The organism is Actinoplanes sp. KI2 (assembly GCF_025630775.1).
Classification (GTDB): Bacteria; Actinomycetota; Actinomycetes; order Mycobacteriales; family Micromonosporaceae; genus Actinoplanes.
In genome coordinates this window covers 125520-140407 of the sequence record NZ_JAOSZE010000014.1, presented here as the reverse complement: position 1 = coordinate 140407, position 14888 = coordinate 125520, and the positions used below count along the sequence as shown (strand labels likewise).

The window sequence follows — 14888 nt, the reverse complement described above, 5'->3', positions numbered from 1 at the left end:
GTCCGGCCACGGTGGACGACGGGGCGGTCAGTACGCTGGGTGACCGGCTCAGCTCGAGAACGGGCACGGAGCCGGGCGGGCGAAATGGTAGCCCTGGCCGTAGTCGCAGCCCAAGTCGCGGAGCAGGGCCTCCTGGTCGGCCGTCTCGATGCCCTCGGCGGTGACCGTCAGATCGAGCGCGTGGCACAGCGCGATCGTGTGGCGCAGCATCTCGGTAGCGGCCGGGGCGCCGGCGTCGGCCATGAACTCGGCGGCCAGCTTGACGTTCGAGACCGGCAGCCAGGAGAGCGTGGCCAGGCTGGAGTATCCGGTGCCGAAATCGTCGAGGGCCAGCCGGACGCCGAGCTCGGCCAGCTGGTGGAGGGTGGCGTACCCCTGGTCCAGCGCGGCGCTCTCGGTGATCTCCAATTGGAGGTTGCCGGCCGGCAGGCCGGCCCGGTGCAGGATGTCGGCCACGTCCGCGGGCAGGGTCGGCTCGCTCAGCTGCAGCGGCGACAGGTTGACGCTGATCGTCAGGTCGCGTCCGGCCCGCAGCCACGCCGCGCCCTGCCGGCACGCCCGCTCGAGCACGAACCGGCCGAGCGGGCGGATCAGGCCGGTGCGCTCGGCGAGCGTGATGAAATCGGGCGGCCCGAGCGGCGGACTGCCGCCGGGTTGCTGCCAGCGGGCGAGCGCCTCGACGCCGATCACCTCGCGGTCGGTGAGGCGATAGAGCGGCTGGTAGTACGCGACGAACTCGCCGCTGTCCACGGCGGAGGGCAGCGCGGCGGCCAGCCGGTGCCGGCGCCGGTCGGCCTCGGCCCGGGACGGCTCGTAGACCGCGTGCTCGTGCCGGTCCTGGCGGGCCCAGCCGAGGGCGAGGCGGGCGTCGCGTAGCCAGTGCTCGCCCGGCTTCGGGCCCTCCACGAGGCCCGCGGTGACCTCGAGGCGCAGCGAGTGGCCGCCGAGCGGGAACGGCGCGTGCAGGGCGCGGCGGGCCTGATCGGCGATCTTGACGATGTCGTCGGGGCCGGCGGTGTCGTCGGCCAGCAGACCGAACTGGTCGTCGCCGAGGTGGGCCAGGAACACGCCGGTGAGCTGCCGCAACCGGGCCGCGACCGCGGTGAGCAGCTGGTCGGCGTTGTCCTGGCCGAGGCTGTCGGCGAGCTCCGGGTACCGGTCGATGCCGAGCAGGCACAGCCCGCGCCGCGCGCCCGTCGGTGCGGCCAGGAGTTGACGCAGCTGCTGCTGGTTGGGCAGGCCGGTGATCGGGTCCTCGATCAGCCGCCGCTGCAGGTCGGTCTGCACCCGGCGCCAGTGGATCTTCTCGGACCGGTTCATCTGTTCGGCGGCCCGGACCGCGGCGTCGCGCTGGGCCGTCACGAATCCGGTGGTGACGTGTTCCAGCAGCTCGAGGACCCGGCCGCGGACCACGGCCGGATCGCCTTCGATCAGCGGCGGCAGTCGCTCGGTCAGCAGTCGTACGGTCATCCCGATCACCGGGGGCGCGGACATCCGCAGGTCGACCAGCTCGGCGCCGATCCGGTCGCCGGCCGCCGGGTCGAACGGCTCGGCCCGGACCGCCGCGATCAGCTCGTCCAGCAGCTCCTGCAGGGCGGCGCGGGCGCGAGCGCGCAGCCCCGGGACGAAGCCGACACGGGTGACGTCGCGGAGCCACTCCCGGGTGAGGTCCATCCGCTTCCTTCCGCGCCATCGTGACTGGCCGAGGAATTATGCCCATCCATGTCCGTCGCGGGCCATTCTGACCTTGCCGACCGTTCCGGGTGAACTGCCAAGATCACTACGCTTTGTCGCTTGGCGGGCGCGGTAGGCCCTACCCAGGGTCACTGGTGTGCGTCAGGCGGAAGAAACGGCATTCCGCTCGGCTTTCGCCGTTCAACGTTTGCGAGCCACCGCCACCAGCGCCGACGGCACCGGCGTCTCGTCCTCCTCGTCCGGATCCGGACGCCAGTAGGTTGCGCTCACCACACCGGGCTCGACGATCTCGAAGTCGCCGCCGATCAGCGTGATCAACTCGTCCCGATCGCGGATGATGAACGGCGTCGGCGTGTGCTCGTACAGCTTCTGTATCTGCTCCTGCCGTTCCCGGGCCTCCGGCGTCACCTCCGGACCGGCGTGCGACATCACCAGGTAGCTGCCGGACACCATGGCGTCGCCCAGTCGCTTCAGGATGCCCACCGGATCGGCCGAGTCCGGGATGAAATGCAGAACGGCGACGGTCAATACCGCCACCGGCTCGGAGAAGTCCAGCAGGCGCAACACCTCGCGGTGGTAGAGAATGCTTTCCGGGTCGCGCAGGTCGCCCTCGATCACCTCGGCGTACGGATTGTCGGTCAGCAGGCTGCGGCTCTGCTGCACCGCGATCGGGTCGATGTCCACATACATCACCCGGGCGTCGGGGTTGGCGTCCTGGGCCACCTCGTGCACGTTGCCCAGGGTCGGTATGCCCGAGCCGATGTCGAGGAACTGCCGCACGCCCTGGTCGGCCAGCCAGCGCACGGCCCGCCCGAGAAAGGCGCGATTGGTCCGGGCGGCCAGGCCGGCGCCGGGAAAGGCCGCCTCGGCACGACGCCAGAACTCCCGATCAACCGCAAAATTGTGTACGCCGCCGAGCGCGTAGTCGTACACCCGCGATGCGTCCGGCACCGTGATGTCGACGCCCTCCGGCACCCATCCGTAGTTCTCGCCCACGACCCCTCCCCGTTCCGGCTGCTGGACCCCCGATCATTCAAGTCCCTGAATTCCACGGCCGCCAGTGGATCCGTTCCGGCAGGGCCTCTTCCGATTCCGCCCGCCGATCTCCCCGGGCGATGACCGAGTCCGGTTCACCAAAAGGGCCGCGGCCCGGCGACCTCAGCTGACACAGAGGTTGTGGTCGGCCGGCTTGGTCTGCAGCAAGCCAGGCCAGGGGCATCTTCGCCGCAACGTTCACGAGCCGTCCGCTCAGACGCGACGGAGGACGGTCACCACCTTGCCGAGGATGGTGGCCTCGTTGCCGGGGATCACCTCGTACGACGGGTTGCGGGGGACCAGGTCGACCCGGCGGCCGTCGGTGCGCAGGACCTTGACGGTGGCCTCCTCGCCGATCAGGGCGGCGACGATGTCGCCGTTCTCGGCGGTCGGCTGCTGGCGGACGATGACCAGGTCGCCGTCGCAGATGGCGGCGTCGATCATCGAGTCGCCCTGGACCTTGAGCGCGAACAGCGTGCCGTGCCCGACCAGGCTCTGCGAGAGCGTGACCTCGTCCTCGACGTGCTGGTCGGCGAGGATCGGGACGCCGGCCGCGATCGCGCCGAGCACCGGGATGCGGACGTCGTCGCCCTCCTGGTAGATCACCGGTTTGTCCTGGGTGAGCGCCACCGCCCGGGAACCTCGGGCGTCGCGTTTGAGGTGGCCGCCCTTTTCCAGGACGGTGAGCTGATGGGCGACCGAGGAGGGCGAAGCCAGCCCGACCGCGCGCGCGATCTCGCGCATGGTCGGTGGGTAGCCGTGGCGGTCGACCCACTCGCGGATCATCGACAGGATCTGTTGCTGGCGTGGCGTGAGCTCCGGCGCAGGGGAAGCCATGCGGTGACGATACTACATTTCTCGATCATTTGTGCTAATCGACCGCGATCGGGTGATCCAGCGAACCGGCCGGGCGGGTGGTGGCGGCCGTGGTGGGACGCGGGAGACTCAGTCCGGCGGCGGTTGCTCCCAGGGCCAGCGTCGCAGCGATCAGCACCGCCGGCGTGTATCCCTCGACGTACCCGGTCGCCGATCCGTATCCGCCGGTCGCCGCGAACACCGCGCCGCCGATCGCGACACCGAAGGCCCCACCCAGCTGGCGCAGGGTGCTGAACACGCCGGACGCCTTGGCCAGGTCGGGCGGCGCGACCAGGCTGACCGCCGACCGGGTGACGGCCGGGATGGCGACGCCGAGCCCGGCACCGCTGAGCAGGATCGGTCCGACCAGGACGAGATAGGACGCGTGCGGCGCGGCCGACAGCGCCAGGCCGGACATGCCCGCCGCGAACGCCACCGTGCCCACCACTATGAGGTTCCGTGCGCCGATCCGGTCGGCCAGCGCACCGGCGGACGGTGCGAGCAGCATCGGCAGCACGCCCCACGGCAGCAGCCGCAGGCCCGCGGCGAACGGGCCGAGGCCCTGACCGACCTGGAACAGCTGCGCGGTGAAGAAGATGGCCCCGGTGACCGACGCGCTCAGGAAGAACATCGCCGCGTTGCCGGCCGAGAACGACCGGGATCGGAACAGCCGGAGTGGCAGCATCGGCGCGGGGGCGCGGCGCTCCCATGCGAGGAAGGCGGCTAGCGCGACGACGCCCAGCACGGCGGTGCCGACCGTCTCCGCGCTTCGCCAGCCCGCGCTGTTGCCGCGGACCAGCGCCCAGACCAGGCCGGTGGCCGCGAGCCCGCCGAGCAGCAGTCCCGCACCGTCGATGCGGGTGCCCGCGCCGCGGCTCTCCGGCACCCGGGTGCTCACCAAGGGCGCCGCGAGCAGGGCGATCGGCACGTTGATCCAGAAGATCCAGGGCCAGGCCAGGCCCTGGGTGACCGCACCGCCCAGCACGGGCCCGAGCACCACCGCGAGCGCGGTCACGCTGCCGTACACACCGGTCGCCCAGCCCCGCCGCTCGGGCGGGAAGGCCGCGTTGAGCAGCGCCAGCGCCAGCGGCATGATCATGGCGGCGCCGGCGCCCTGCACCGTGCGGGCCACCACCAGCGTGCCCACCGACGAGGCCAGCGCGCACGCCGCGGACGCCGCCGCGAAGAGGACCAGCCCGGCGGCGAACATCCGGCGACGGCCCAGCCGATCGCCCAGCGCGGCGCCGGTCATGATCAGAACGGCGAAGCTGAGCGTGTAGGCGTTGACCGTCCATTCCAGATCCTCGAGCGACGCGCCGAGGTCGCGCCGGATCGACGGCAGCGCGGTGGCCACCACCAGCAGGTCCAGCACCACCATGAACGAGGCGAGGGCACTGAGCCCCAGCACCCACCGCTGCGTCCTGGTGATCGTTGTTGTCATCGTCATGCTCGGGTGGACACCGGACCGCCCAGAAACTGGGCGGTCCGGTGTCTATCCGGGGTGAGGGGAGGCGATGCGAGGATGCGATGGTGACCGGGGATCTGCTGACCGCCGCGCGGGCCGGCGACGGGGAGTCGTTCCGGGCGCTCGTCGAGCCGCACCGGCGGGAGCTGCACGTGCACTGCTACCGGATGCTCGGCTCGGTGCAGGATGCCGAGGACGTGGTGCAGGAGACCATGATGGCCGCGTGGCGCGGGTTTGACGGGTACGAGGGCCGCGCCTCGGTCCGGTCCTGGCTCTACCGGATTGCCACCAACCGATGCCTGAACGCCCTGCGGGGCGGCAGCAGGCGCCCGCGCACGGGCGCCGCGTTCGGGACCGCGCCGCCACCACCGACCCGCCTGGTCGAGCCGAGCTGGCTGCAGCCGTACCCGGATTCGCTGCTCGACGGCGTGCCGGACACCGCTCCCGGTCCCGAGGCACGGGTGGAGCGCCGGGAGGCGATCTCGCTGGCGTTCGTGACCGCGATGCAGGCGCTGCCACCGCGGCAGCGCGCGGTCCTGGTGCTTCGCGACGTGCTCGGCTTCCGCGCGGCCGAGGTGGCGCAGATGCTGGACACCACGCCGGAGTCGGTGACCAGCGCGCTCAAGCGCGCCCGGGCGGCGATGCCGCACGAACGCCCGGCGCGGGCGGGCGGCGCGGAAGAGCGGGCGCTGGCCGGTGCCTTCGCCGACGCCATGGAACGCGGCGACGTGCCGGCGATGGTCTCCCTGCTCACCGACGACGCGTGGCTGACCATGCCGCCCGCACCGCAGGAGTACCAGGGCCGCCAGGCCATCGGGGAGTTCATGCGGCTGGTGGCGTTCCGCCAGGGCGCCCGCCGCTACCGGCTCGTCGCGACCTCCGCGAACGGCCAGCCGGCCTTCATCACGTACGGGTACGACGACGGTGAGCCGGTCGGCCGCACGCGTGGCGTGCTGGTGCTCACCCTCGACGGCGACCGGATCAGCGCCATCACCCGGTTCGACACCAGCGCGATGCCCTACTTCGGCCTGCCGGAGACGATGCCCGCCGACCATGGATGACCCGTACGGTCCGCGGTCTTGCGATCATGTCGGGATGTTCACACTCGAGGACGGCCGGCCGCCGGCCGATCGCCTGATCGCCCTCCGCCACGCGCTGCACCGCGAGCCCGAACTGGGGCTGGACCTGCCGCTCACCCAGGCCAAGGTGCTGGCCGCGCTCGACGGCCTGCCGCTGGAGATCACGATCGGGGCGTCGCTCACCTCGGTGACGGCGGTCCTGCGGGGCGGCCGGAGCGGCCCGGCGGTGCTGCTGCGCGGCGACATGGACGCGCTGCCGGTCACCGAGGAGAACGATCTCGACTACGCGTCCCGGCTGCCCGGCCGGATGCACGCCTGCGGGCACGACGTGCACACCGCCGCGCTCGTCGGAGCGGCCCGGTTGCTTGCCGAACGACGCGCCGACCTGGCCGGCGACGTGGTCTTCATGTTCCAGCCCGGCGAGGAGGGCTACGGCGGCGCCCGTCTGATGATCGAGGAGGGCGTGCTGGACGCGGCCGGCGATCGCGTCGTCGCGGCGTACGCGGTGCATGTGAGCTCCGCGGGCACCCCGTTCGGGGTGGTCGGCACCCGGCCCGGCACCATGATGTCCGCCTGCGCCGCGGCGACCGTGACCGTCACCGGCGCCGGCGGCCACGGATCCCTGCCGCACCAGGCCACCGACCCGGTCCCGGCGATGTGCGAGATGGTCACCGCCCTGCAGACGATGGTCACCCGCTCGATCGACGCCTTCGACCCGGCGGTGATCACGGTGGGCTCGATCCACGCGGGCTCGGCCGGCAACGTGATTCCCGGCTCCGGGCGGTTCGAGGCGACGATCCGCTCCTTCTCGAGCGCCACCCAGCAGGCGATCCGGGACGGCTTTCACCGGGTGGTGCGGGGGATCGCCGACGCGCACCGGGTGCGGGCCGACATCGACTACCGGGAGCAGTACCCGGTCACGGTCAACGATGCCGCCGAGACCGCCTTCGCGCTACGTGCCGCGACCGGGCTGGTCGGCCCGGAGCGGGCGATCACCATGCAGCGCCCGATGGCCGCCTCGGAGGACTTCGCGTTCGTTCTCGACCGGGTGCCCGGCGCCTACCTCGGCGTCGGTGCGGTGCCGCCGGGCATCGACCCGCACGCGGCCGCGATGAACCACTCGCCGGGGGCCTTGTTCGACGACGGCAGCGTGCCGATCTGCGCGGTGCTGCTCGCCGAGCTGGCGGCCCGACGACTGGCCGAGGCGTGACAGCCGTGGGCGGCCCGAATCAGATGTAGCTCAGCTCGCCGGAATCCTTGAGCCGGTCGACCAGGTTCCTGACCTCCTGGGCCCGGTCGCGAGGGCAGACCAGCACCGCGTCGGGGGTGTCCACGATGACCAGATCGCGGACGCCCATCGCGGCCACCAGCCGGCCGGTCGTCGGCACCACCACGAGTCCCTCGGTCTCGTGCAGCAGCACGCCCGGCTTCGACTCGTCGTTGCGTCCCACGACCACGTTGCCGGCGTGGTCGGAGGCGAGCACCTCGCCGAGCGTGTGGAAGTCGCCGACGTCGTTCCAGCCGAAGTCGCCCGGCACGGTGCCGACCCGGCCGACCGTGGCCGCGCCCTCCATCACCGCGTAGTCGACCGAGATGCGCGGCAGCGTCGGCCACACCTCGCCGAGCACATCCTCACGCTCCGGCGAGTCCCAGGCCTGCGCGATCCGGGAGATGCCGGCCGCGAGCTGCGGCTGCTGGCGGGACAGCTCGGCGAGGAAGACGTCGACCCGCCAGACGAACATGCCGGCATTCCACAGGTAGTTACCCGATTTCACGTAGCTCTCGGCCACGTCGTACGAGGGCTTCTCCTTGAACTCCTCGACCACCGACACCGGGCCGTCGCCGACCGGCGAGCCACACTCGAGGTAGCCGTAACCGGTCTCCGGGCGGGTCGGGGTGATGCCCAGCGTCATCAGCAGGCCCTGCCGCGCGCCCGCCATCGCCTGCTTGATGACCTCGGTGAACGCCGCCTTGTCGGCGATCAGGTGGTCGGAGGCGAAGGAGCCCATCAGCGCCTCCGGATCGCGGCGGGCGATCACCGCGGCGGCCAGCGCGATCGCCGCGCAGGAGTCCCGCGGGGAGGGCTCGACCAGCACGTTCTCGTCGGGGACGGAGGCCAGCTGGCGGGAGACCGCGGCGGCGTGCGCCACGCCGGTCACCACGAAGATCCGGTCAGACGGAGCGAGCAGGTCGAGACGGTCGACCGTGGCTTGCAGCAACGACGCTTCCGTGCCGGTCAGCGGGTGCAGGAACTTCGGGTGGCCGGCTCGGGAGAGCGGCCAGAGTCGCGTTCCGGTGCCGCCGGCCAGCACAACGCCGTACAGCGCACCCCAATGCTCAGTCATGCGCACAGAGTTTAGTGGCTTATCCGGCGGCTACCCGTTTCCACGTTGTGACATGTACTTCGGCGCTGGACGCCCAGGTGAACTCCTTGGCCCGGTCGAACCCGGCCTTTGCCAGGGTCAGCCGGCGCTGCTCGTCGTGCAGCAGATCGGCCAGGTCGGACGCGATCCGGTCGGGGTCCTCCGTCGTGTACGCCACCGCGTCGCCGCCGACCTCGGGCAGCGACAGGCGCGGGGTGGTGAGCACCGGCGTCGCGCACGCCATCGCCTCGAGGATCGGCAGCCCGAAGCCCTCGCCGAAGGACGGGTAGCAGGCCACCAGCGCGCCGCCGAGGAAGCCCGGCAGGTCGGCGTAGCGCAGATAGCCCGGGCGCAGCAGGCGCAGGTGCGGCGGGACCTCGGCGACCGCGCGGTCGATCTCGTCGTCGTGGCCCTGGCCGCCGGCCAGCACCAGGGCCGGCGGGTGCGGCCAGTCGGCCACCGCGCGCGCCCAGCCGCGGATCAGGTTGGGCACGTTCTTCCGCGGCTCCTTGGCGCCGAGGAACGCGACGTAGCCGGCGTCGCCCAGGCCGAGGCGGGCCCGGACGCGGGCCTTCTCCTCGTCGGACGGGGCGTGGAAGGCGGCGCCGTCGACACCGTGGTAGGCGACGTCGATCCGGGTCGGATCGGCGTCGAGCAGGCGGATCAGCTCGTCCCGCGTCGCCTTGCTCGGCACGATGACCCGGGCGGCCCGCCGCAGCGACGTCTTGATCGCGCTGCGGAAGAAGGTCCGCTTGGTGTTGTCGTAGTGCTCCGGCTCGGTGAAGAAGGTGGCGTCGTGCACGGTCACCGTCACCGGGCAGCCGGCCCGCAGCGGGCAGGTGTAGAACGGCGAATGCAGCACCTTGGCGCCGACCTGCTGGGCGAGCAGCGGCAGCCCGGTCTGCTCCCAGGCGAGCCGGGCGGGCCGATGGGCGACCGCGGCCGGGCCGGCGATCACTTCGGCGTCACCGAGCATGCGGCTGTAACGCTCCGCATCCGACCGCTGCGCCACGACGGCGAGATCGACCCTCTCGGGGCCCATCCGGCCGAGGGCGCCGAGGAGACCGTCGACGTATCTGCCGACTCCTCCTCGATCAGCGGGGACGCTGGTGGCGTCGACGAGCACTCGCGGGGGGCGACCGGCGGTCACGAGGCAACTCCCAAAGAGGTTGTAATTCAGACCACTGGCAAGCCTACGCCCGGAATGCATCGGGCATGTGACCGCGACACCGCCTGTTTCGAAGCGTTTCGGTAACCTCATCGCCCGTTCAGGATCAGTTACATACGGTGACGCCACTATCGTTGATCGGGTGTACACCACGATCCCGCAGGCCCTCTCGTCAGCGGTCCGCCGTGATCCGACGACGCCCCTGCTGACCTGGTACGACGACGCCACCGGCGACCGCACCGAGCTGTCCGGCGCGACCCTGGAGAACTGGGTTTCCAAGACGGCCAACCTGCTGGTCGACGGCCTCGGGCTGAGCGGCGGCGAAACGGTCGCGGTCCTCCTGCCGCCGCATTGGCAGACCGCGGCGATCCTCCTCGGGGTGTCCGAGGCCGGTCTCTCGGTCGCACTTCCCGGCCGCCCGCAGCCGGTGGATGCCCTGTTCATGACCCCGGCGCAGGCCGGCGAGGCGGCGGCCTGGGCGGCCGTCGACCGGTACGCGACCGGGCTGCTGCCGCTCGCCATGCCGCTGCGCGAGGTGCCCCCGGGTTTTGTCGACTATGTGACAGACGTTCGCAACTACGGCGACCACTTCGGCGGCGCGCCGGTGACCCCGGACAGTCGAGCCCTGGCCAGCCCGATCGAGCTGAGCCACCTGGCGGTGATGCGCACGGCCACCGAGCGGGCGGCCGAGCTCGGCATCACCGGCGGCGACCGGGTGCTGATCGACGCACGCGCCTATCCGGGCCCGATCGACTGGCTCTTCGCGCCGCTGGTGGTGGGCGCGTCGGTGGTGCTGTGCGCCAACCTGCACCCGGCCAAGCTGGAGGCCCGCACCACCGCCGAGAAGGTCACCGTTGTGCTGACCGCTTAACGGGACCGCTTGGCGGCGAGTTGACGGGACCGCTTGGCGGCGAGCTAACGGGACCGCTTGGCGGCGAGCTCCTCGAACGCGACCAGCGACTCGGGGTTGGCCAGCGCGCCCTTCGCCGCCGCCGACTCGACCGGGGTGCCGGTCAGGATGCGCTTCACCGGCACCTCGAGCTTCTTCGCCGACAGCGTCCGGGGCACCGCCCGTACCTGGTAGATCTCGTCCGGGATGTGCCGCGGCGACAGGGCGGTCCGCAGCTCCCGGCGGATCCGGCCGGTCAGCTCGTCGTCGAGTTCGCGGCCCTCGGCGAGCACCACGAACAGCAGCAGCTCGCCGTTCGGGTTGTCGTGCTGCTCGAGGTGCACCACGACCGAGTCGACGATCTCGTCCAGGCCCTCGACGACCGAGTAGAACTCGGCGGTGCCCAGGCGTACGCCGCCGCGGTTGAGCGTCGCGTCCGAGCGCCCGGTGATCACGCAGGTGCCGTCGGCGCCGATCGTGATCCAGTCGCCGTGCCGCCACACCCCCGGGAAGACGTCGAAGTACGCCTCGCGATACCGCTTGCCGTCCGGATCGTTCCAGAAGCCGACCGGCATGCTCGGCATCGGCGCGGTGATCACGAGCTCGCCCAGCTGATCGATCACGGGCTCACCGGAGGGGTCGTACGCCTCCACCTTCGCGCCCAGGCAGCGGCAGGCGATCACGCCCTCGGTCACCGGGTGCAGCGGCGACGCTCCCACGAAGCCCGTGCACACGTCGGTGCCGCCGGAGAGCGACTGCAGCTGCAGGCCGGAGCCGACCGCCTCGTAGACCCAGTCGAAGCCCTCCGGCGGGAGGGGCGCGCCGGTCGAGCCGACCGCCTTGAGCCCGGGCTTGTCCGGACGTAGCCCCGCCTTGCGGCAGGCCATGAGGAACGGCGCGCTGGTGCCGAAGTACGAGATGCCGGCCTCGTCCACCAGATCCCACAAAGCCGACAAATCAGGAAATGCCGGGTTGCCGTCGAAGAACACGATCGAGGCACCGACCGCCGGGCCGCTGACCAGGAAGTTCCACATCATCCACCCGGTCGTGGTGAACCAGAAGAACCGATCACCCGGGCCCAGATCGTGGTGCAGCGCCAGGATCTTGAGGTGCTCCAGCAGGATGCCGCCGTGCCCGTGCACGATCGGCTTGGGCAGGCCGGTCGTCCCCGAGCTGTACAGCACGTACAGCGGGTGATCGAAGGGCACCGGCTCGAACGCCATCGGCTCGTCCCCGTGCAGCTGAGCCCAGTTGCCCTTCAGCGAGTCGAGGTAACCGATGGTGATCACGTGCTCGATCGACGGGATCGCGGCGGTGATCGCGTCGACCTCGGCCGTGCGCGAGATCGGCTTGTCGCCGTACCGGTAGCCGTCGACCGCGACCAGCACCTTCGGCTCGATCTGGCTCCACCGGTCGATCACGCTCCGGCTGCCGAACTCCGGCGCGCAGGACGAGAAGATCGCGCCGAGGCTCGTGGTAGCGAGCATCAGAATGTAGGTTTCCGGGATGTTCGGGGCATAGGCGGCAACCCGGTCACCCTTGCCGACCCCGCGGGCCTTCAGCCCGGCACGCACGCTGCGCACCTGGTCGCGCAGCTGCCGCGCGCTCAGCCGGATCGGCTCACGACTTTGCGAGTACGCGAGGACCACGGTCTCGTCGTCCGCGAGACCCGGCATGCGCAGGACGTGCTCGGCGTAGTTCACCGTGGCGCCCGGGAACCACCGGGCACCCGGCATGGTGGCGTCGGCCAGCACGGCGGTGGGTGGATCGTGGCTGATGACCTCGAAGTAGTCCCAGATCGACTGCCAGAACCCGGCCAGGTCGTTCACCGACCACTCCCACAGCCCGGCGTAGTCGCCGAAGCGGTGGCCGCGCTGCTCCAGCCAGCGCAGATAGTCGCCGATGCGAGTGGTCTCGCGAACGTCGGCCGGCGGTTGCCACAACACTGTGCCCGTCATGCACACACCTTAACTTTTGTTCAGCCCGGCTTCAGAGCGTCTCGAAACCGTCGTGGTGCCGTCCATGGCGCCGGCCGACACAAGGCCGCCGCGAGATATGTGTCCGGCCGCGCTGGCTGATCGGCCGTCAATCGTGCCCGCCCGGCCGAACCGACCGGCCGCCGCTGCTGGTGCAGTCGGTCGGGACGGCTACTTGCCCGGCGCGGGTAGCGTCCTGGAGACAGAACCACCCGGGGAGAGAACCGTGCGCCACATCAGGTCGATCCTGTATTCGCTCGTCCTGGCGCCGGCAGCCTGGGTGCTGACCGCCGTGGGGCTGACCGGCGACCTGACCGCGCGCGGCCGTGACGGTTTCGCCGTGGAGAACTTCACCGGCCTGCTGCTGTTGCTGCTGGCCGGGGCCGCCTACGGCATCCTCGTGCTCGGCCCGTTCTCACCGGCCGGCCCGCTGCTGGCCGGCGTCGTCTACCTGGCGCTCTCGGCGTGGGCGCTGACCGCGCCGTCGGCTTACGCCGACATCTGGCCACCGGCGGTGGTCAAGGAAGGATTCGACCTTTCGCGTCCGGGTTACGGCCTGGCCGCGATCCTTGCGGTGCCATTGATCTGTACGGCGTTGAGCGCGCGCCGCTGGGCGAAGTACGAGCCGCCCGTCCTGCCTCTGATCGGCCCCATCGGCCGGGCCCACGGGGCGGCGCCCGCGTACGGGATGCCCCTGTCGATCGCCCAGACCACGGTGATCGGCGTGGGCCACGGCGTCACCGACCCCGACCCGACGACGGCCCTGCGCCTCCCCTCCGCCGATTCGACGACGGCCGTGGTCCCCGGCGCGGCCATGGTCCCGGGCGCCACGGTCCCCGGCGCGGCCATGGTCCCGGGTCCGGCCATGGTCTCGGGCCTAGCGATGGTCTCGGCCCCGGCTGCCGTCTCGGGCCCGGTCGTGGACGAGGACCCGACAATCGCGTGGGCGATGCCGAAGGCCCTGGCCACGGTCGCCGCCGCCGACGAGGACACGGTCGCCTCGACCCCCACGCCGCCGGCGGAAGAGCCAATCACCGTCGTGGACGTATCGCCCGGCGAGCCCACGATCACCCTCGACGAGGAGCCCACGGAGACTGTCGCCACCGCAGAATCGGTGGCCGACGAGGTGACCGAGCCCGCCGCCGACGAGGAGCCGACCACGACCGTCGTCGCGTCGGAGGCCGATGAGGTGCCCGAGGCCGAACCGGTGGAGGACGACGAGCCCACCAAGCCGACGGCCGCCGCCGACCAAGAGCCCGAGACCGTCGTCGCGCCAGCCGCCGATGCGCCAGCCGCTGATGCGCCAGCCGCCGATGCGCCGGCCGACGAGGAGCCGACCGCGAAAGCGGGCGAGGGCGACGAGGGCGAGGGCGAGGGCGACGCGGACGAAGGCGACGCGGACGGGAGCGAGGCAGAAGAGGACGACTCGACCGTGGCCAGTCCGGTGGCTGGGGCGGACCGGACCGAGGTCATTCGGCTGCCGATGGCGGACAACGGAGACAAGACCCAGGTGGTCCGGCTCCCGGCGGCCGACAACGGCGAGCGGACCCAGGTCGTGCGCCTCCCGGTGGCCGAGGTGGTCCCGTTCCCGACGGCCGATCCCGAGGAGAAGACCCGGGTCATCCGCCTGCCGCAGGTGTTGCAGTTCCCGGTGCGCTCGCCGGATGCGGAACCCGGTCAGCGAACCCGCGACCTCTCCAACCGAGCGACCGGCGACGTGGGCGGCGACGAGACCCAGGTGATCCGCCTGGCCGGCAAGGCGGTCGACGACGAGAAGACCCAGGTAATCCGCCCGGCCCTGGTCACCCGCCCGGACGACCGCGGCGACGTGCTGGCCTTCCGCGCCCCCACCCTCCGCGACGCAACGCCCCCACCGCCCACCGACCCCGAGCCGTCAATCCCGACCGAGACCGCGCCGACCGACGCCACCCCAACGCCGAAGCCAACCGAGGCCACGCCGACGGACGCCGCGCCGACGGATGCCGCGCCGACGGATGCCGCGCCGACGGATGCCGCGCCGACGGATGCCGCGCCGACGGACGCCGCGCCGGCGCCGACCGAGGCCACGCCGACGGACGCCGCGCCGACCCCGACGGGGACAACGCCGGCGGTCAACGCCAAGGTCCCTACGTCGATCGCTGACGCCGAGGCCGCCAACTTCGCGGACGACCCGACCAGTCCCCTCACGCTGTCGCTGTTGAACGGGGACGAGGCCGCCGAGACCCACAGCCGCTCGATGACGGTCATGAAGATGGAACGTCCTCCGGACGACCCCGCCGACGAGACCACCCGCGTCGAGATCGTGGCCCAGCGCCGCCCCAGCGCCGAGGAGTAACGCCGCCCCAGCGCCGAGCGGTGCGGCT

At 71.8% G+C, this 14888-nt stretch carries 11 protein-coding genes; 4 read left to right on the top strand and 7 right to left on the bottom strand.

Translation table 11 applies throughout. From position 1 onward, the window contains the following. Positions 1-48 precede the first annotated feature (48 nt). From ODJ79_RS16785 to ODJ79_RS16770, 4 genes are all read right to left on the bottom strand, one after another. Positions 49-1674, bottom strand: coding sequence for a putative bifunctional diguanylate cyclase/phosphodiesterase (locus ODJ79_RS16785; protein WP_263024390.1), 1626 nt, complete (start codon positions 1672-1674; stop codon positions 49-51). 201 nt (positions 1675-1875) lie between these two features. After that, on the bottom strand, positions 1876-2691 hold the full coding sequence (locus tag ODJ79_RS16780) for an SAM-dependent methyltransferase (protein WP_263024389.1): 816 nt from the start codon (positions 2689-2691) through the stop codon (positions 1876-1878). Positions 2692-2943: 252 nt separating this feature from the next. Continuing rightward, positions 2944-3567: a transcriptional repressor LexA gene (gene lexA, locus ODJ79_RS16775; protein WP_263024388.1), complete on the bottom strand. Its 624-nt coding sequence runs from the start codon at positions 3565-3567 to the stop codon at positions 2944-2946. 34 nt (positions 3568-3601) lie between these two features. Next, the gene (locus tag ODJ79_RS16770) at positions 3602-5032 is read right to left on the bottom strand and encodes a DHA2 family efflux MFS transporter permease subunit (protein ID WP_263024387.1); all 1431 of its coding nucleotides are present in this window, start codon (positions 5030-5032) and stop codon (positions 3602-3604) included. Positions 5033-5112: 80 nt separating this feature from the next. On the opposite strand from ODJ79_RS16770, the gene ODJ79_RS16765 reads away from it, so the two are divergent. Beyond that, a complete protein-coding gene (locus ODJ79_RS16765; RefSeq protein ID WP_263024386.1) occupies positions 5113-6111 on the top strand; it encodes a sigma-70 family RNA polymerase sigma factor in 999 nt (332 codons plus the stop codon). Between the two features lie 34 nt (positions 6112-6145). Continuing rightward, complete coding sequence (locus ODJ79_RS16760; RefSeq protein WP_263024385.1) at positions 6146-7339, top strand: M20 family metallopeptidase; 1194 nt, start codon at positions 6146-6148, stop codon at positions 7337-7339. Positions 7340-7358: 19 nt separating this feature from the next. Here ODJ79_RS16760 and ODJ79_RS16755 read toward each other — a convergent pair whose 3' ends face one another. Next, positions 7359-8474 carry a mannose-1-phosphate guanylyltransferase gene (locus ODJ79_RS16755; protein ID WP_263024384.1) on the bottom strand — a complete coding sequence of 372 codons (1116 nt, stop codon included), beginning with the start codon at positions 8472-8474 and terminating at the stop codon, positions 7359-7361. A gap of 19 nt (positions 8475-8493) precedes the next feature. Continuing rightward, positions 8494-9642: a glycosyltransferase family 4 protein gene (locus tag ODJ79_RS16750; RefSeq protein ID WP_263024383.1), complete on the bottom strand. Its 1149-nt coding sequence runs from the start codon at positions 9640-9642 to the stop codon at positions 8494-8496. Between the two features lie 160 nt (positions 9643-9802). On the opposite strand from ODJ79_RS16750, the gene ODJ79_RS16745 reads away from it, so the two are divergent. Further along, positions 9803-10531, top strand: coding sequence for a TIGR03089 family protein (locus tag ODJ79_RS16745; protein ID WP_263024382.1), 729 nt, complete (start codon positions 9803-9805; stop codon positions 10529-10531). A 44-nt stretch (positions 10532-10575) separates the two neighbouring features. Here the strand turns inward: ODJ79_RS16745 and ODJ79_RS16740 are convergent, their stop codons facing one another. Beyond that, positions 10576-12507: an acetoacetate--CoA ligase gene (locus ODJ79_RS16740; RefSeq protein ID WP_263024381.1), complete on the bottom strand. Its 1932-nt coding sequence runs from the start codon at positions 12505-12507 to the stop codon at positions 10576-10578. A gap of 244 nt (positions 12508-12751) precedes the next feature. On the opposite strand from ODJ79_RS16740, the gene ODJ79_RS16735 reads away from it, so the two are divergent. After that, positions 12752-14860, top strand: a complete 2109-nt coding sequence (locus tag ODJ79_RS16735; protein ID WP_263024380.1) for a hypothetical protein — start codon at positions 12752-12754, stop codon at positions 14858-14860. Positions 14861-14888: the final 28 nt, after the last annotated feature.